This window comes from Pseudomonas sp. Irchel s3f10 (assembly GCF_900187515.1).
GTDB lineage: Bacteria > Pseudomonadota > Gammaproteobacteria > Pseudomonadales > Pseudomonadaceae > Aquipseudomonas > Aquipseudomonas tensinigenes.
This window is the reverse complement of the sequence record NZ_FYDZ01000001.1, coordinates 785,001-803,107: the sequence shown is the minus strand read 5'-3', so window position 1 is coordinate 803,107 and position 18,107 is coordinate 785,001. Positions and strand designations below refer to the sequence as shown.

Below are 18,107 nucleotides of genomic sequence, written 5' to 3'. Positions count from 1 at the left end.
GCTGATTCTGCGGCGCCACGCGATCATGAATAAAGCCCCGTTCACTGCTGAATGATATGAGCCAAATGAATATCGCCACCATCGACCTCAACCTGCTGAAAGTCTTCGAAGCCCTGCATGAAGAATCCAGCGCCAGCCGTGCAGCGCTGCGTCTGGGCGTCACGCAATCGGCGGTCAGTGCGGCGCTGCGTCGGTTGCGCGATGTCTATGACGATCAATTGTTCGTGCGTACCGGGCGCGGGTTGGCACCGACACTCAAGGCCAATCAATTGAAACCGGTGGTCAGTGAAGCGCTGAACAAGTGTCGGCAAAGCCTGGCAATGGTCGACCCGACGGCCAATCAATACGATGGCCGTTCGGTCACCGTGGGGCTCTCGGACGACTTCGAGATTGCCTACGGTCGTCGCCTGATCGAGGAAATTGCCCGCAGTGCACCCAAGCTGCGGCTGATTTTTCGTCAGACCCACAGCCAGATCGTCGCCCGCGCGCTGATGGAGCGCAGCATCGACCTGGCAATCACTGCCGGTGGCTTTGCCGAGCGTTTGCTCAGTCGTCAGGTGTTGGGCGAAGGTGGCTATGCGTGTCTGGTCGATCCGGCGAGCCTTGCGCCCGCTCAGCAGCAGATCGACCTCGACGAGTTCGTCGCCCGCGAGCACATTCTGGTGTCGTCCGGCGGTTTTATCGGAATCACCGATGAGGGCTTGGCGGCGTTGGGCCTGAGTCGCCGGGTGTGCGCGTCGACCACGCATTTCGCCGCGCTGCCGTACCTGCTCAAGGGCAGTCGCGCGGTGGCGACAATTCCGACGCATGCTGCCGAAAGTATCGCCGCGCTCAGTGGCCTGGCACTATTGCCCTGCCCACTGCAGCTGCCGCGTTACCCGATCGAACTGGGCTGGCGCACCAGCACGCAGATCGATCCGGTGGTGGTCAAAGTGCGCGAGGCGATCGCCGCGACGTTCACCTGAGGTGTTACTTGTTGGCGGCCATCAGGCGATTGACTTCACTGCGCACCATGTTGGCGAACTCCGGCGGCGACATGCCGTCCAGTTCGGCACGGACCCACTCGGCCCACTTGCCCTTGCGCTTGCCGCGCTCGCCGAACAGACGCGCGGCTTCGCCTTTGGCTTTGCCCAGATTGTTTTGCCAGAGTTCGAACAGACGGGATTTCTCGTCTTCCAGCGCAGCGCGCTCTGCGAGGGATTTGTCGGCCAGATTGAAACTCATGGGGAATTATCCTGCTGCGTAAAATGGCGACATCTTACACGCTCGACGGAAATCTCCCGCGCAGGTTTTTGTTTCTTACCTAAATTCAGTGCAACTTTTCAGCAAGCGCCACACTCCATTGATCACTGTCCATTCAACTGCAAGGAGTCACCCAATGGCCCGCAAATCCGCCGTGCAAGCCGCCGAAGATCAAATCAAGGATCAGGCCTTCAGCGAACTTCAGGCTCTGATCGAAGAGTCGGACAAACTGCTCAAGAGCAGCGCCTCACTGGTCGGCGAAGAAGCAGAAACGCTGCGCGGACAAATCGCCCTGAAATTGCAGCAGGCGCTGGATTCGGTGTCGAGCGTGCGTGATCGCACCAAACCGGCAGTCGATGCTACCGAAAGCTATATCGGCGGCCATCCGTGGCAGACCGTGGCGATCTCCGCCGGTTTCGGTCTGGTGGTCGGTTTGCTGCTCGGCCGTCGCTGAGTCAAACGCACACAAAAAAGGCGAACCCGCGGGGTTCGCCTTTTTTATGCCTGCAAGGTTTTAACGGCCTTGGGCTTTCAAAACCTGAGTTCGACTCGATCTCTCACGTCGGCGCACATCTCCCATTCACCTCGGTCAGTCCCCTCTCCCTCTGGGAGAGGGCTAGGGTGAGGGCCTTTCGATCTCCCCCGCCAACTCACGCAACTGCGCCAACGTCTGCGCATCCAGCACAATACCCTCAGCCAACGATTTGCTGCGCTGCCAATGCCGACGATCGCCCGGCAACCGCTTGAGCCCGACGCCGTGCATCTGCCGCACCAGTTCGCCACTGCGTTCGGCAAAACTCTGCCCGGCAGCCTTGCTCGGGTCGATGACGATCAACAACTGTCCGGTCCATGGCGTTTTCGCCCCGGGATGATTGGACCAGTCGAACTCGAATGAAAAATTGCCCCCCGTCAGCGCTGCCGCCAACAACTCGACCATCATCGACAACGCCGAACCTTTATGGCCACCGAACGGCAACAACGCACCGCCTTCGAGAATCGCTTGCGGATCCTGGGTCGGCTGCCCAAGGCTGTCTACACCCATTCCGGCCGCTAGCCGTTCGCCCTTGCGCGCGGCGATCTGCACATCGCCATGGGCAATGGCGCTGGTGGCCAAATCGAAGACAATCGGCGCGGCCCCGGCCCGCGGCGCAGCAAAGGCAATCGGATTGGTGCCGAACAATGGCCGGTCGGCGCCGTGCGGCACCACGCAGGTCATGCTGTTGACCACGCTGAGCGCCACCAGCCCCTCATCGGCAAACGGCTCGACATCCGGCCACAGCGCGGCGAAATGATGGGAGTTGCGAATCGCCAATACGGCGATCCCGGCGTCACGGGCCTTTTCCACCAGCAACGACCGTGCAGCCGCCAGTGCAGGCTGAGCAAACCCGTTGCCGGCGTCCACCCGCACAAATCCACTGGCGACATCTTCGACTTGCGGCACGGCATGGCCGTTGACCCAACCACTTTTCAGAGTCGAGACATAACCGGGGATACGGAACACTCCGTGACTGTGCGCGCCATCTCGCTCAGCTCCGGCGCAGTTGGCGGCCAACACCCGAGCGACCTCGACAGAGGTGCCGTGGCGCAAAAAAATCGTTTCAAGCAGTTGCGTCAATGCTTCAAGTGATAACACCGACGAAGCGGCGGCAGAGACATGATCGTGTGGCGCAGACATCTGAAGCTCCAGAGTAATTATTGGAGGGAACACCAGCGTACGAACAAATTGCCCAGCGATTAACCACGTCCCCCCTGCTCTCTGTCAACCCTTGGCCGACTGCAAAAAACTGCGAGCGATAACTATCTACCACCGGAGCGCCGTCCCTTGCGCCTAGCCTTGAGCCTCATTTCTGGCGCCCATCGCGCTATTACCGAGACTCGAAAATGCCTGAGCCCGCTGCCCCGCTCCTGTTCCCCGAAACCCTGAACTTCCCCGGTCTCTGGAAAGAACTGGGCAAAACCCACAGCCTCAACAGCAAGGACTTCGACTGGCTGGCTCATGTAAAGCTGAGCACTCACGCGCTACGTAATCAACAATCCCCACCGATGCTCGCGCAAAGCATTTACATCGAAGTCGGCGCGGCAAAGCCCATACCGCTGGCCGGCAGTTTTATCCTCAGCGAAACCCCAGACGACAAAGGTGCGATCCTGTACACGCCGTACGACGGCATCAAAAAATACGAAAGCCTTGCGATCCTGAAGACACTGCTTGAGAAACGCCTGCAGGTGGCCGAGGAAGAGGACCCGCTGCTGGCGTTTCTTTCGCTCGCTCAACGCCGCAAAGTCAGCGAGCAGACGCACCGCACGCTGACGTATGAAACGATCAGAGACGACATCTTCGAAAGCCAGAAAAACCACATTCTCGCGGCCCAGCAAGTAAACGCCGTGGCCATGCTTGATGAGTTGAAGCGGCTGCCGGCGCTCACACCCCTGGTGGAAAAAATCCTCGATGATCTGTTGCGCGTCCGTTTACCCAACATCAATCAGGCGCTGACCCGCGTCAACTTCTACACCCATGCGCCCGTTGACGGCAGCGCCCCCGTGGCGGCGGCCAGCTCGGCCAGGCACTGGCACGATTCAGTAAGCCTGAGTGAAGCGGTGCTGATGTATTACCGCAACCAGGGTTGGCCAGCGGGCCAGTTGCATGAATTTGCCAATTCCCAGCGTGCTCCGTTCGATAACGATCAGGGCGTTTGGGAAGATGCCGTCAAACAGGCCGCAAACAAATTGCGGGTCCTGCTGTTTCGCGAAATGGAGCGCTATTGGGACGCGCCTTCTGCTGCGGGGGCGCCAAGGCGCAAATTCTTTGCTGAGGCGCTTGAGGAACAGGCCCGTGCCGAACTGATGATCAAGCGCGAAACCAACATCATCGACGCCAGCCAGTTTGCCACCCTGCATCAGATGATTCGTCCGGCAGCCTATCCGACCCGGCGCCCGACCATCGAAAACGTGCGTCTGTGGGAGTACGAACCCAACTATGTCGAGCTTGCAGGTTCGTTGATGATCAGTCACGCCAACGCCTTCCTGTACACCCCGACCATGGGTCTGCAGGTACTCAAGGATTACCAGGATCTGAAGGACACCGTATTGAGCAAGTTCCATGCGGCCGGGCACGAGGACGAACTGTACGGGTTGTTGAACCTTGAAGAACGCCAACGTTTTATCGGCTTTGACCGGCCTCATGTCACTGGAGAAAGCGTCGGCGGCGAGATCTTCAACGTGTTGTTCGAGGCCATTATCACCAAGCAGCGGCAGAACATCGAATACGCTTTGCAGGTGTCCCGTCACAGCGATGGCAGCGTGGATATCCATGCCCTGTTCGACAAAGCCCTGGATATCCGCGCCATGCTTCATCAGCGGTTGCTGGAAATGGAAACCGCGGCACGCTGGTCTACGCGGCCGGTGCTGACCGGTGTTCAACAGCCATCGCAGGTTCGCGCGCAGAAAGCCGCCGCCGTGGCGAAAACCTGCCAGGACATCGAGCCCTTGATCGCCAGTTCCTTCAAAGTTCAGCCTGTTACTCACGTCGAAGAGCAACGCCACTATCTGGAAAACATGAAATCACGGTTGGCCCACTCACTCTTTCTCGGCGTGACCGCAGAAGCGGCATTGCGAGTGCTCAGTGGCTCGTTGAAATCTGCCGAGCAGATGATCGTCGACACCGTGATCAATCCAGATCACACCAGACGCGACAATCGGCGCTCACTCAACGGCTTTCGACCCGATGCCTGGTCACTCACGCTGAAAACCCCTGAGGCGAAAGCGCCTTTGTCGCTGGCCCACTGCTTCTTGCTGACCGAACGCGGCGGCCTCGACGACTTGCACTCGGGCAGAGTGATGGTCTGGACTCCGGCACTGGGCCTGGAAGCCTTCGAGAGCATTCGCGCTGCCCGGTTGGCACTGGGTCAGCGGCTCGAAGACCGGATTGGACGCCTGTCATTGCTGGAAAATCTTTTGCCTCAGGAGCGCCAGTACCATCGGCAATACACGCTGGGCACCTTGCGCTTGATTGAAGACAGTGTTCTGGAGAACCGCGTGCAGTCCGGCATTGAACACTTCATCGCACGCTGTGAAGAAGTTCGTGCGCGATTCAAAGGCCGGGCCGGATTGACCTCGGCGCTTGCTTACCTGACAAAAACGGCCTTCGATACCAATCTGCTGCGCACTATTCATCTGGCCAACGCTATCGACCAACAACAGTCACTTCCTGCCTGGCTGGGCATGGCACCGGTGGAGGAGCAACAGTTGCACCTCGAACTGCTTGAGCAATGGCGTCGCAGTGTTGTCGACCATAAGGACTATCTCAGCGGTTTGCCTACGCTGGCCGACTACGTACATCAGAGGTTGAAGGCGCTGCTTGACACTCGATTTGCAGGCAGCCGGGTCGATCCGAATGACATCCAGATCATTCCTGACCTCGCCCTGGCCGGTCCTGCCCACGCGCTGCCCGAGTTTGCGCTCAACCATATCAATATCGCTCAGGGCACCGGTTTCAAAGTCGCCTCCAGGACCACTACCCCGCTACCGGCCAATCTGGATCCGGCGACGGTCAGACAACTGCTGTTGTCACTGGAGATCCCGACGACATTTGCACAAAAAATCACCGCTGCCCTCTCTGCGGACGATGCCGAGGCCACGCAGCGCAAGCAGCGCTTCTTGCGACAGCTGCCCTGGCAATTGCTGCAGCACGCTCATGGTTTGAAACTGCAACAACAATTGTCTGCCAGCGCATTCGACTACGTATGCCAAGTGCTGGACATCCCGGATGGCATCGCACGCAAGACGGTCGAAGGCGCCCACGCCATCGTGTATCCGTTGTCGCTGATCAAAACCGCGGGCTCGACTGCGGTCGAAGCACTGGGCCTGTATATGATCGGCCCGGGCAGCGGGCATCCGGGGCCGCTGGTGCTATATGCCCCGTACGCAGAAGACGTGTTTCGCGAGTTTGTCGACGAAGCGAGTGTGATCGCGACCATCAATACGCCAGGCAGTTTTCAGGACTTGCTGATTCGTCGATTGCCGCCGGCACAGCAATCGGTATTTCGAGGGCTGTTGCAGTCAAGCGCTGGCGAAGTCAGCGAAATGACACTTGCGGGTAACACCATCACCGGCAACCTGTTGCAAAGGCTTTTCAGCGACAACCTCAAGTTGTTGCCGCAATTGCTGAAGGGCCAGTCGTCAGCCAGCGCTCAAAGCGACTGGGAAGCAGCCAAAAACCTGTTCGGCAAAGGCTCCAGTCTGATCTCGGGGCTGCTGCCCGGTAAACTTTCGTACGTGACATTTCTGTGGCAGGCCTACAAGGACTTCAAGGATTCGGCAGAAAATCTGCAGGATCATCATTGGACGCAAGCACTGCAGTCATTTATCGCCGGTGCGGTGCAAATGATAAGCCTGGGGCGCCTGACGGCAGAGGCATCGGCCGCGACGCAAGCCACGCCCCCGAGAACGGCACAAACCGCGACTGAAACACCGCCAGTCACTCGAGTCACTGACGAAGACGCCAGCGCGGTCGAAAGCTCGCCCGCGCTGGTCGCGCCAAGCTGGTCACAGATCAGGATGACCTCACCCTCGCGCACCGAGTTGCAGCCTTTTGAAACGTCGGCCGTGGCGCTTGAAGACCTCAAGCGTGACGCGAAGAACGGCACCTACGAAAATCCGATCAATAAACGCCTTTACACGGCCATTGCCGGCAAGGTTCATCAGGTCGACCAACCGGGTGCCGTCTGGCAGATCTTCGGCGATGAGAAGCCCGGGCCGTCATTACGATTGAGTGGCTCGCGGCTCTTGCTCGCGCCAGACCGCTACGCGGTTCACTACGGCAAAGCGATATCGAAACTGCACCAGCGATACGCCGTGGAGCCCATCCGCCGAGCCTTGCTTGAAATCGAAGCCATTGGCATGAACGAAATTCGCCGCCGCCATCCCGATAAAGCCTTGCAAATCCAGCAAGCGGTCGACATGGCCCGTTTCTATGCCTTCAACAGCCTGCACAATCTGGCCCAGCTGAAAGCCAATGTTCCGGGCACGCGTCTGGACGGTTTTCTCAGGTTGTTTTTCGGCGTTTATCACATCGACAAAGCGTTACTGGCCAAGCTTCACAAGGCCATCGTGCCGATCTGTAACGCCCTGGTCGACCCCGGCGACGACCTGATGGATACCGAACGCTTTGTGGTGGGGTCCAATACCGCCATGTCCTCCGCCATCGCGTTCGTGCTGGTCAATGACCGGCGCAAAATGGTGCACTTCACCGAGCACTTCTTCGATCAGAAACTCGGTTTTTACAAGGACAACCTGACGATACCCTTCGATGTCGATGGCCACGCTCAGGCGGCAACACTGATCCACGAGTTGTCCCATCAATTCTCCGCCACCGAGGATTTCGCCTTTGTGGAAGCGCGCCGGCCGTTTTCTGATCTGATCAACACGCTCACCGCCTATGGCCGGGATATGAGGGATGTACTGGAAGATTTTCAGAACAAGGCGCTGTCGCTCAGTACTCCCAAAGATCAGTTGTTCGCGCGCTGGAGCAAGAAACGCGGCTCGTACGTCGATCTGGACAAATTTCCTGCGGCTGAGAACATGAGCAAAAAATTGCTCGCACTCACCGGCAGCCCGACCATTGATGACGCACGCAATGCGTTTTTTGATCGGCTTTCGCCCAATGCACGTATCGACGTTATTCTGCACAATGCCGACTCGATCGCGCGTCTGATCTGCGAGATGGGCCGGCAACTCGATCCGGCAGTTACGCCCTGACAAACGCAAAAAAAGGCGCAGGTCGTGACCTGCGCCTTTTCTGCGGCCCTGGGAATCAGTCTTTCTGATCGCGCAGTACATTGCCCGATGCACCGTCGATGCGGAATTCGTAAACCACGCCGTCGGCCTTGCGCCCTTCACCTTTCCAGTAACCGTCGTTGTCGGCTTGTATTTCGTAGACTTCGACGTACCCGGCCTTGGTTTTCACGATATCGATGGCTTTCTCGATGGTGACCCAGCCAGCTCCGGGCCTGTCAGCCAATGCAGCACCGGCGCTCAGCAAACTGGCAGTGGCAATCAGTGCAGCAAAAGTGTTTTTGATCATTTTTTCACTCCATTTATGGATAGTAGTCATTGGCGTCCTGCTTTTTGGGTGCTTGAGCGAAAAATAAGTTCCACTTTGATGGGTAAATGCCATGACTGTTGTTCTCGGCAACTTCCCGCAAAGGTTAGAATGTGCGAAATCAGGACGACTCAATGACCCAAGACACTCTCTCGGAAGCCGAATACGATGCGATCACCGATGCCGCTGCGCACTGGTGCATGCGTCTGCACGCCGCGGATTGCACGGAAGAAGAACGTCGCGCATTCACACAATGGCACGATGCTCATCCGCTGCATGCGTTCGAGTATGAAGCCATGCTGGAAATCTGGGACGTCGCCGAACATCTGCCACGCCCGGAATCCGCACCGCTCGTGCCGCTTCAGCAGCCGTCCCGTTCGTTGCGCCAGTACGCAATAGCGGCCGGTGTCTGCGCGCTCGCGTTACCGCTGGCGGCCTACACCGGATGGAATCTGGGCTGGGTACCCGACAGTTATGAGCACTTGCGTGCCACCGACAATGTGCGTCAGGTCACGCTGAGCGATGGCAGTCAGATCGAGTTGAATCTGAACACTGATTTGACCTTCAGCAATTACAAGGATGAACGACGAGTCACGTTGAAAAAAGGCGAGGTGTTCTTCAACGTCAGTCACGACGCCTCGCACCCGTTTGTCGTGCGTGCGGGCGAAGGCAACATTCGCGTGACCGGTACGCGCTTCAACGTATGGCTGTATGAAGACCAGGTACGTGTCAACCTGATCGAAGGTTCGGTGCTGGTGACGAGTAATCGCGCATTGCCAGGCGATGGCCTGCGTCTGGGGCCGTCCATGCAGGCGCGTTACAAACCGGGCGACTACATGCCGCAGATCAGCCAGACCTATCCCAACGATACCTCGCTGGCCTGGCGCAACGGCAAACTGGTGCTGGACAATCTGGCGCTCAATGAAGCCCTGCCCCTGATCAACCGCTACCTCGACAGACCGTTGATGCTCGCCGACAACAGCACAGGCTCGATCAGAGTGGGCGGCATCTACAACATCAAAGAGTTGAACAACCTGGCCAACTCCCTGCCCAAAGTCTTGCCCGTCTACCTGACGCGCAACAAGGAAGGCAACCCAGTGATCAACCCGATGCCACAAAAACCGCCAAAAAGCTGAAGGCCGCGCCCCTTGCGGGATGCGGCCTTCAGTTTGTTCTCAGGTCACACAGCAGTTCACTGCGCGGCTACTTTCCCCGCCTTGTCCAGCGTCTCGCGAATGGTCTGCACCTGATACTGCGGATCGGCCTTGATCTGCTGCTCGGTGAAGGGCAACACACTCCATTGTTTCTTCGAAAAGGCCTCGGTCTGATCCCGCGAATACTTCGATGCCGGATCGCTCGACAGCGAAAACGCCAGCAGGCCCTGCGCGTGCGGCCCTTTTTCATCGAACGTCACCACTTGCAGGTAGCTGGTACCGCTGACCACCTCAAGCTTGCCGTCCTCGCGGGGCACGCTCTGGATGGCGTTGTAGATCCCCAGCTGACCCGGCCCGCCATGAATCGGTGTCTGTTGCCCGCCACTGCTGACCACCTGGATATCGCCCCAGCGGGTTTGCGGTTTGAGGCCCATCTTGTTCGTCGCTGCGACCGAAGCCAGCATCGCCTCTCGCAGCGACTGTGCCACGGCCGGCTGCTCGACCGCGAGACCGCGCGGGGTGTGTTGCGCGTCTTTCGGATCGAAAGCGACGCGCCAGATATCCGCTGAATTTTGCATTGCCTGCATGATGTTCTGGAAATGCACCAGACCCAGGCCCGAGTCCAGATTGGCGCGACCGTCCCATTCCTTGAGGCTGGTGCAGACCGGTTTCAGAGTCCTGGCATCGGCGCCAAGGTCAGCGGCGCAGAACTTCAGCAGATCCGGTACGACCTGGGCCGCCAGATACACCTTATCGTCCATGACCATCTGCTGCAGGTCCTTCACTCCCAGCGGACCTTTTTTACTCAGGTTGCCCAGGCGATCCAGCGCAAACCGCGAACGCATGCCCAACGGTTGACCGTCCTGACTGATCAGTGGCGAGAAGCCGGTGAGCGGCTGTGCCGGGTTGACCAGCCACGCGGAATCGTTGGAGTGCTGGATAAAATCCTTGCGCAACAGTTGCGGCAGTTGGCTGGACGCATAAATGCCCTTCTGTGCAGCTTGCGGGTCGACGTCCCAGGCGCAGGCGCTGTTGGAACCGTCGAGCAGAATCATCTGCGTCCCGGCGCGCGGGTCGCTGCACTTGGCCAGTTTCTCGGCGTTGACGTTAGGCACCACCGACAGATTCATGTACAGCGTCTGGCCCTTGTCATCCACAGCGAGGGTATTGACCCACGGAATGCCCTGGATCTTGTGCACCGAGTCCTGCAGTTGCTCAAGCGAGGCAGCCTGGTTCATCGCATACCACTGCGTCAGCACGCGGTCATTGTCGAGGTTGGCATCGCGCAGGCTGTAAGCGAACTGATTATTCCAGTCGAGCTTGCCGGGCCATTGCACAACCGGGCCGAACTGCGAGCTGTAAATATCGTGCGCTACGGGCACTACCTGGCCATCGGCCTGCTTGACCTGAACAGTCACCGTCTGTTTGCTCATCGGCAAGGATTTGCCGTCGAGCAGATAACGCGTCGGATCTTTCGGGTCCAGTTGCAGACGATACAGCGTGAAGTGCTTCGAGGAATCGACCGTGTGGGTCCAGGCCAGGTGCTGGTTAAAACCGATATTGATCATTGGCAGGCCCGGCAAGGCGGCGCCCATGACATCCAGCTTGCCGGGAATGGTCAGATGCATCTGATAGAAACGCATGGCGCCGACCCACGGAAAATGCGGGTTGGCCAGCAGCATGCCGCGACCGTTGAAAGAACGCTCGCTGCCCACCGCCAGGGCATTGCTGCCACGATCGAGGGCAAATCGCTGCTGACGTGTATCAGCCAGCTGAAAGGCCTGTGCATCCTGGACACGCTTCGCAGTTGCCTGCGGCGGTGTCGCGCCCGCGAGGGCTTCGGCGAACTGTCCGACACCACCTTCAACCAACAGTCGACGGGTCAACTTGACCAGGTCTGCCGAGGTGATATCGCGCACCCACTCACCCTGACATTGCTGCGGCAGGCCTTGCTGACGTCGCTCGGCGAGATAGTGGTTATAGCCGGCAGCGTAACCTTCGACCAGATCACGCACCTGGGCCGGTTGCCCCTGCCAGAAGGTGTTGACTGCTTCGGGGGGATTGAGCCAGGTGAAGAAGACATCGCTGACGCGGTTCGGGCGTGCTTCGACAGTCACCTGGTCCGGGCCGAAATAGCGCGAACGCAGGCCGTTGACCGTGACGATCTCGTTGGCCAACAGGCAGAGATTGTCCTGTGCATAGGCATACCCGATGCCAAAGCCCAGGCCTCGCTCATCCTGGGCGCGGATATGCGGTACGCCAAAACCGGTACGACGGATTTCGGTACCGGTCTCGGCCGATGAACTCGGGCTGAAGGCATAGGCCGACACGCTGAATCCAAGAAACACACCGGCGAAGGCCAGTCCGGTCAATCGTCTGGAAAGAATGGTCACTGTAACTCCTGATCGAATATCAAAACCTGAGGGCGCAACGCATCCGTGCGCAGGGAGACTCCACAGGTAACGAAGAGCAGGGAAAAAGATTTACCGCGACTCACGAAGATTTGTCTCGCAATCACGCAGAGAAGACAAATCGGCGACAAATTTTCTACATTTTTTCTTTCATGATTTGTCGTGCTCAAACGTCTTGTTTAGAGAGAGCAAGAAAACCCTTTCCCGATCAGGCTCTGAAAAGGAGTAATCGCATGTACAACTCGCACCTACCAATGGACGGTAGCCAGGCCCCCCAAGGAGCTTCCATGAGCCCACACGCGAGCGATTTCGGGCAACGCGGCGAACGTCACGGTAACGAACGCATTCGCCTGTTGCTGAAGAGTTTCGGTCTGCGCACCAGCCTGATTCGCCTGAAAGTCATCGACGCACTGCTGGTGGCGGCGCAAAGCGACCGTCGCCTGGGGGTACGCGGTGTCCACAGCCAATTGCTGGATCTGGATATTCCGCTGTCCTTCCTCAGCGTACGCGAAGTGCTCAAGCGTTTGTGCGCCGAAGGCGTGATCACCTTCAATGCGGACAAGAGCTACAGCCTGCATCCACAGGCTGCTGCCGTCCTCAACAACGATTGAAACGTGTAACGAACGCCGTCAGGGCTTGACCTTGCGGCGCATCACGCCGTTGATCACCACCACGACCACCGCCACACCGATGGCGATGTACTGAAAGGTCTTTTCATCGATCTTCCCGGCGTTTTGCAGCCAGGACAGACCGAGCATGATCGCCAGTACGGACACGGCGATCACAATCGAATAAATCAAGCGTTGCTTCTGGGTCATTACGGTTTCCTGAAACTTTGGAATGTATCCGGTTTGTATCCGCTTGCATGCCATGCGCTTACCGTTTTACGGGGATGCGCCGTGACAAACGGGGTCTCATGTTACAGCCGATGAAGAGTTTTGGCTTCATGACGGCATCACCATGAGGATTTTTCAAATGTTGCGTCGAATCACCTGGCTGATTCCCGTTCTAGCCCTGCTGACCCTGAGTGGATGCATCATCTTCCCCCACGGCGGTTGGCATGACGACCACCACCGTTACGACCGGGGAGGCCCTGGCTACTACCAGCATCGTTAGTGGTGAATACTTCGCCCTGCCCGCTCGTCCAAGATTCACCCTGCATTCACCTCGTTAGTTCACTCAAATAAACAATGCCCGCCCCTGTGCGGGCATTTTTCATTCCACCGACCTTCGAGCGTATTTATCTTCTGCTGTTTTTGGATCCAACTAATACGCTGCAAGCATTTGAAATTTAATGTCTTAGCAAACAACTAGGTCAGCCACTTGGCTAGCTCTAGTCTCTGCATGCCTTTTTCAACACACACAGACAAGGATGTGTATGCAGAGAACACTTATAACAATCGGGCCACGCCAGGTTATCGGATTTTGTCTGGCGCTGACTGCGTTTGAACTGCTGACGTATTTGGCCAGTGATCTGGTCATGCCGGCCATGCTGGATGTCACGACAGAACTTCAGGCCGACATTCGACATGTTCCCAACGCCTTCAATCTCTATTTGCTGGGGGGTATCTGCCTGCAATGGTTGATGGGGCCGCTCTCTGATCGTTGGGGGCGACGACGCCTGTTATTGATCGGATGTGCAATATTCGGTGTGGCCTGTTCGGCCGCTTTTGCCGCTCACAGCATTGAAGCTTTCAATCTGTTGCGCCTGCTACAGGGTATGGGGCTGGGCTTCGTCATTTCGGTCAGTTATCCGGCACTGCAGGAGGTGTTCTGCGAGGCTGATGCCGTGCGTCTCATGGCCTTGCTCGGCAATGTCGCGCTGCTGTCACCGTTGCTGGGGCCGTTGCTGGGCAGCCTGCTTCTGCAATGGCTGAACTGGCGCGAGTTGTTTTTGGCGTTAGGCCTTGTCGCAGCGCTGGTCTGGCTGGGGCTCTACGCCTGGATGCCGGAAACCGTGGGCGTCATACGTCGTGATGGGCAGCATCAGGCGCCGATACCTTTTTCCCTGAAACGCACGCGACAGCGCTACCTGGCCTTGCTCGGCAATCGCCGGTTCTTCGGTGCGAGCCTTGCGTTAGGGCTGATGAGCCTCCCCCTGATCGCCTGGATCGGGCTGTCGCCGATACTGCTGATCCAGCTGCTGGGCCAGACGCCACTGGAATACGGGCTGTGGCAGATGCCGATTTTCTCCGCCGTCATCGTCGGCAACCTGATTCTCAACCGTTTACTGGTCACTCACGCCTTGCCCAAGTTGATCAGGATCGGCCTCTGGCCGCTGTGCATGGGGCTCGTGGCGTTGCTCGGTTGCGCATTATTGGCTGCCGGCCCCGTACCGGTGGTGGCCAGCCTGGCGCTCTACGGCGTCGGACTGGGCATCTGCAACGCCACTCTGTATCGACTGGCGCTGTTCTGTACCGAGGACAGCAAAGGGCTGGTCTCGGCCATGATCGGCATGATCTCCATTGCCGTCATGGGCCTCGGCGCCTCACTCATTGCCACGATCGGCGGCGGCACACGCCTTGACTTCTTTGCGCTCTTGTCCGCCCTCGGTGGCCTGACATGCCTGCCCTTGCTGCACGGGTTCTTGCACGACGCCAAAGCCGCCTCTACCAAAGCTCAATAAAGGAATATTGATGATTCACTTACCCTCAAGCGACGCGCTCTGTGCGTTGCCACGTCCTTACTGCCAAGACTCCGTACCGCCGGGGTTGTTCGACCGGGCCATGGCCGAAATCAGCCGGTTTCACTGCGAGCAAACACCCGGCTATGAAGCCTGGCTCAATGCCAACGGACTGCACCTCAATGATCTCGACAGTCTCGATGACTGGTCACGATTGCCCCCTGTCTTCGCCAATTTTTTCAAGCAGCGACTGTTGCTCAGCAGCGTCGGCGAGGACGCACTGGAATTGACATCCTCCGGCACCAGCGGACAGAAAAGCCGTATGCGTTACGACGAACGCAGTCTGGCGGGTGCGCAATGGATGGTTGCGCAGATATTTCGGCATTACGGCTGGGACACCGCGGATACGCCCTGCAACTACTTGCTGCTGAGCTACGAGCCACAAGGCCGGATCAGCCTGGGCACCTCGTTCACCGATCAGTTCCTGTGCCGTTTCGCCCCGGTCAACCGTGTGGTCTACGCCCTGCGCAGCACTGGCGAAGGTCATCAGTTTGACGTTTTCGGCGTCATCGGTGCCTTACAGGCGTTTGCCGAAGAAGGTCTGCCGGTGCGAATCCTCGGCTTCCCGGCGTTTCTCTGGCAGGCCCTGCAACGCATGCAGGCCCTCTGCATGCCAGACCTTGAGCTGCCTGCAGAGTCGCTGGTGTTTTTCGGCGGCGGCTGGAAAACCCGGGCCGCCGATGAAATCCCCAAGCAGCAGCTGTACAGCGCCATCCATCGTCAGCTGGGCATTGAAATATCCCGATGCCGCGATGGCTATGGTGCCGTGGAGCACGCCGTGCCTTACATCGAATGTGCCCGGCATCGTTTCCATGTCCCGGTCTACTCAAAGGTGTTCGTACGCAATCCGACGGACTTCTGCGTTCAGCCTTATGGCCAGCAAGGCTTGCTCGGATTCGTCTCGCCCTACATTTCGTCCAGCCCTGCACACTCGGTGGTGATGAGCGATCTGGCAACGCTGCACCCTGGCACGAGTTGCGATTGTGGACTTGCCAGCGACTGGTTCGAACTCCATGGCCGGGCAGGCACCACGGCCGGCAGAAGCTGTGCCATGGCGGCTGCGCAATTGCTGGGGAGCCATTGATATGTACTTGATCAACGGCCAACTGCACGACGCTTTCAGCTTCGACGAAGCGCTTGCCTGGCTTCACGCCGATCTGGCGCAACACCTCGCTACCCCGCTGCAAAGCAGCACGGTCATCCACGCTGCCACTCACTTCGCAGAACGACTGCGCAGCGCCGACTCCGCACTGCCACTCGATGCCGAGCAACGCCAGGCATTGATCGACTTCTGCGAGCCGCAGGCGTTACACAGCAAACTGCTGCGCGAACTCGGCGCGCAGCCCGACTCATTGCGCCGTATCGATTATCGGCAAGCACGTTTCGAACGCTGGAGCCCGCTTGGCCTGGTGGTCCACATTACGCCGGGCAACGCGCCGTTGCTGGCGTTCTGCGCGGTGCTGGAAAGCCTGCTGGCTGGCAACGTCAACTGGTTGCGCCCCAGCAGCAGCGATGAAGGGCTGAGCGCCCGCCTGCTCGGCGCCTTGCTGCACTGCGATCCGAGCGGCCAACTGGCTGGTTATATCGCCGTACTGCCGGTGAGTACGGCGCAAATCGCATCACTGTGCAAACACGCCAATGGCGTCGCGGCCTGGGGGGGTGAAGCGGCCCTGCAAGCGATTCGCCAACAGATTCCGGCCGGGTGTCGCTGGATCGACTGGGGGCACCGCATCAGCTTCGTCTATCTGACGCCCGATGCAGCCACCCCGGAGAATCTGGACGCCGTGGCTGACGAAGTCTGTCGGCTGGATCAGCAGGCCTGCTCCAGCCCGCAATGGTTGCTGGTGGACAGTGACGATCCGCAGGTACTGCGCAAGATCGGGGAACGCTTGTCTGCCGCCTTCGAACGGCGCGCCGGGCATTGGCCGGCACTGTTGCCGACGCTGCAGGAGGCCGCGCAAATCACCACGCACATGCAAATGGCACGGTTGGGGCACAGCTTCGCCGAGCAAACCGGGGATATCTGGCACGCACCCGGCTGGCAGGTGATCTGGACGCATGAACGTCAACTCACGCCCTCACCGCTGTTTCGCAGCGTACTGCTGCATCCGGTACCCCGGTCACTGATCACCGACACGTTGCTGCCATGGCGCAATGTCCTGCAAAGCTGTGCGCTGGTGTGCGGCGACCGCCAAATCAGCGAACTGGCACGTACATTGATCGCTGCGGGTGTCACGCGAATCACGCAGGTCGCTGGCATCCACGAGGGCTATGACGGCGAACCCCATGACGGCGTCTATGCGTTGCAGCGGCTTAGCCGACGCGTCTCGGCCAGCTTGCCCTGCGGTGTGCTTGCCAACCACGCCACCCTTGATCAGCCATCGCAGCCGATGACGTTGCACGGCCAGCCCATCATGGACAAGGCCGCCTTCACTGCCCAGCCGCTGAACGCTTCGGCGCAATTGTATTTTCGCTCTGGAGGCAGCAGTGGCACGCCGACACTGTCGGTCTATAGCTACCAGGACTTTCACCGGCAGATGCGTGCCACGGCTGACGGTTTGTTCGCCGCCGGCCTGGATCCGACGCGTGACCGGGTGATGAACCTGTTCTTTTGTGGGGGGCTGTACGGCGGGTTTCTCAGCTTTGCCAAAGTGCTCGAGTTGCTCGACATCACGCACCTGCCGATGGCCGCACCGTCCGATGACGACTACCGGGAAATCGCCGAGCTGATCATCAGTCAGCGGGTGACGGTGTTGATCGGTATGCCCAGCACGCTGCATCGGCTGTTCCTTGACGAACGGCCACGGTTGCAAGCTTACGGCGGGGTCGAAAAGGTCTTTCTCGGTGGCGAGCATCTCAGTGAACACAGCCGCGACTTGCTGCGCAGTTGTGGGGTTTCCAGCATCCGCTCGGCGATTTACGGCAGTGTCGATGCCGGGCCGCTCGGCCACGCCTGCGAGGCCACGGGCGATGGTGTTTTTCATTTGATGAATGACACCCAGCATCTGGAAATCGTGGCCCTGGACAGCGATCAACCTGTGGCCGGCGATCAGGTCGGCCGCTTGCTCTTCACATCGACCGCACGCCAGGCCCAGACCGTTATGCGCTATGACATAGGCGACACCGGTCGCTGGTTGTCAGGCCCCTGCCCCTGCGGGCTGACATCGCCGCGCTTCGAGCTGCTGCAGCGCCACGGCAAGCTGATCCGCATCGGCACTGACTTCATTTCATTGAGCGAATTGGCGGTGCACCTGCAGGTGCCATTTCAACTGCGGCTGGATCATGCCGCCGATGGCCTCGAACGTATGCGCGTGTGTAGCGAACTGCAAGCGGCCGACGCGCAGGAACGGCTTTCCGGTTACTTGACCTTGGCGACCCTTGTCGAGACCGGTCTGTTGATCGTGGAGTTTGAAGTCTGCGCAATCGAAAACTTCATCCGCAACACACACAGCGGCAAGACACCGATATTGATTGATTCACGGCGCTGACACTTTCTGCGTTCGATCTGACAACTATAAAAA

Annotated in this window: 14 protein-coding genes; 9 read left to right on the top strand and 5 right to left on the bottom strand. The window is 58.8% G+C overall.

Annotation, left to right across the window (positions count from 1 at the left end):
- Positions 1–56: 56 nt before the first annotated feature.
- Entirely contained in the window at positions 57–965 is a 909-nt protein-coding gene (locus tag CKW17_RS03745; RefSeq protein WP_095118759.1) for a LysR family transcriptional regulator, read from the top strand.
- A 4-nt stretch (positions 966–969) separates the two neighbouring features.
- Here the strand turns inward: CKW17_RS03745 and CKW17_RS03740 are convergent, their stop codons facing one another.
- Positions 970–1,224: a hypothetical protein gene (locus tag CKW17_RS03740; protein ID WP_007917411.1), complete on the bottom strand. Its 255-nt coding sequence runs from the start codon at positions 1,222–1,224 to the stop codon at positions 970–972.
- Positions 1,225–1,378: 154 nt separating this feature from the next.
- Here CKW17_RS03740 and CKW17_RS03735 point away from each other — a divergent pair, with 154 nt between their 5' ends.
- Positions 1,379–1,696: a YqjD family protein gene (locus CKW17_RS03735; RefSeq protein WP_016982860.1), complete on the top strand. Its 318-nt coding sequence runs from the start codon at positions 1,379–1,381 to the stop codon at positions 1,694–1,696.
- Positions 1,697–1,858: 162 nt separating this feature from the next.
- Here the strand turns inward: CKW17_RS03735 and CKW17_RS03730 are convergent, their stop codons facing one another.
- Positions 1,859–2,917 carry an Ldh family oxidoreductase gene (locus tag CKW17_RS03730; protein ID WP_095118758.1) on the bottom strand — a complete coding sequence of 353 codons (1,059 nt, stop codon included), beginning with the start codon at positions 2,915–2,917 and terminating at the stop codon, positions 1,859–1,861.
- Between the two features lie 206 nt (positions 2,918–3,123).
- Between CKW17_RS03730 and CKW17_RS03725 the strand changes: the two genes are divergently transcribed.
- Positions 3,124–7,995: a dermonecrotic toxin domain-containing protein gene (locus tag CKW17_RS03725; RefSeq protein WP_095118757.1), complete on the top strand. Its 4,872-nt coding sequence runs from the start codon at positions 3,124–3,126 to the stop codon at positions 7,993–7,995.
- Between the two features lie 55 nt (positions 7,996–8,050).
- On the opposite strand, the gene CKW17_RS03720 is transcribed toward CKW17_RS03725, so the two are convergent.
- On the bottom strand, positions 8,051–8,320 hold the full coding sequence (locus CKW17_RS03720) for a PepSY domain-containing protein (protein ID WP_095118756.1): 270 nt from the start codon (positions 8,318–8,320) through the stop codon (positions 8,051–8,053).
- Positions 8,321–8,472: 152 nt separating this feature from the next.
- Between CKW17_RS03720 and CKW17_RS03715 the strand changes: the two genes are divergently transcribed.
- Positions 8,473–9,474 carry a FecR family protein gene (locus CKW17_RS03715; RefSeq protein WP_095118755.1) on the top strand — a complete coding sequence of 334 codons (1,002 nt, stop codon included), beginning with the start codon at positions 8,473–8,475 and terminating at the stop codon, positions 9,472–9,474.
- 56 nt (positions 9,475–9,530) lie between these two features.
- On the opposite strand, the gene CKW17_RS03710 is transcribed toward CKW17_RS03715, so the two are convergent.
- Positions 9,531–11,885, bottom strand: a complete 2,355-nt coding sequence (locus CKW17_RS03710; RefSeq protein ID WP_256586188.1) for an acylase — start codon at positions 11,883–11,885, stop codon at positions 9,531–9,533.
- Positions 11,886–12,136: 251 nt separating this feature from the next.
- Here CKW17_RS03710 and CKW17_RS03705 point away from each other — a divergent pair, with 251 nt between their 5' ends.
- Positions 12,137–12,514, top strand: a complete 378-nt coding sequence (locus CKW17_RS03705; RefSeq protein ID WP_095118754.1) for a fe2+ zn2+ uptake regulation protein — start codon at positions 12,137–12,139, stop codon at positions 12,512–12,514.
- 18 nt (positions 12,515–12,532) lie between these two features.
- Here the strand turns inward: CKW17_RS03705 and CKW17_RS03700 are convergent, their stop codons facing one another.
- A complete protein-coding gene (locus tag CKW17_RS03700; protein WP_016985231.1) occupies positions 12,533–12,721 on the bottom strand; it encodes a hypothetical protein in 189 nt (62 codons plus the stop codon).
- A gap of 157 nt (positions 12,722–12,878) precedes the next feature.
- Here CKW17_RS03700 and CKW17_RS30310 point away from each other — a divergent pair, with 157 nt between their 5' ends.
- From CKW17_RS30310 to CKW17_RS03685, 4 genes are all read left to right on the top strand, one after another.
- Positions 12,879–13,019, top strand: coding sequence for a hypothetical protein (locus CKW17_RS30310; RefSeq protein ID WP_016985230.1), 141 nt, complete (start codon positions 12,879–12,881; stop codon positions 13,017–13,019).
- A 262-nt stretch (positions 13,020–13,281) separates the two neighbouring features.
- Positions 13,282–14,529, top strand: a complete 1,248-nt coding sequence (locus tag CKW17_RS03695; RefSeq protein WP_095118753.1) for an MdfA family multidrug efflux MFS transporter — start codon at positions 13,282–13,284, stop codon at positions 14,527–14,529.
- A gap of 10 nt (positions 14,530–14,539) precedes the next feature.
- The gene (locus CKW17_RS03690) at positions 14,540–15,670 is read left to right on the top strand and encodes an acyl-protein synthase (RefSeq protein ID WP_095118752.1); all 1,131 of its coding nucleotides are present in this window, start codon (positions 14,540–14,542) and stop codon (positions 15,668–15,670) included.
- A gap of 1 nt (position 15,671) precedes the next feature.
- Positions 15,672–18,074 (top strand): aldehyde dehydrogenase family protein, encoded by a 2,403-nt coding sequence (locus CKW17_RS03685; RefSeq protein ID WP_095118751.1) that lies wholly within the window; start codon positions 15,672–15,674, stop codon positions 18,072–18,074.
- The last annotated feature ends 33 nt before the right edge of the window (positions 18,075–18,107 follow it).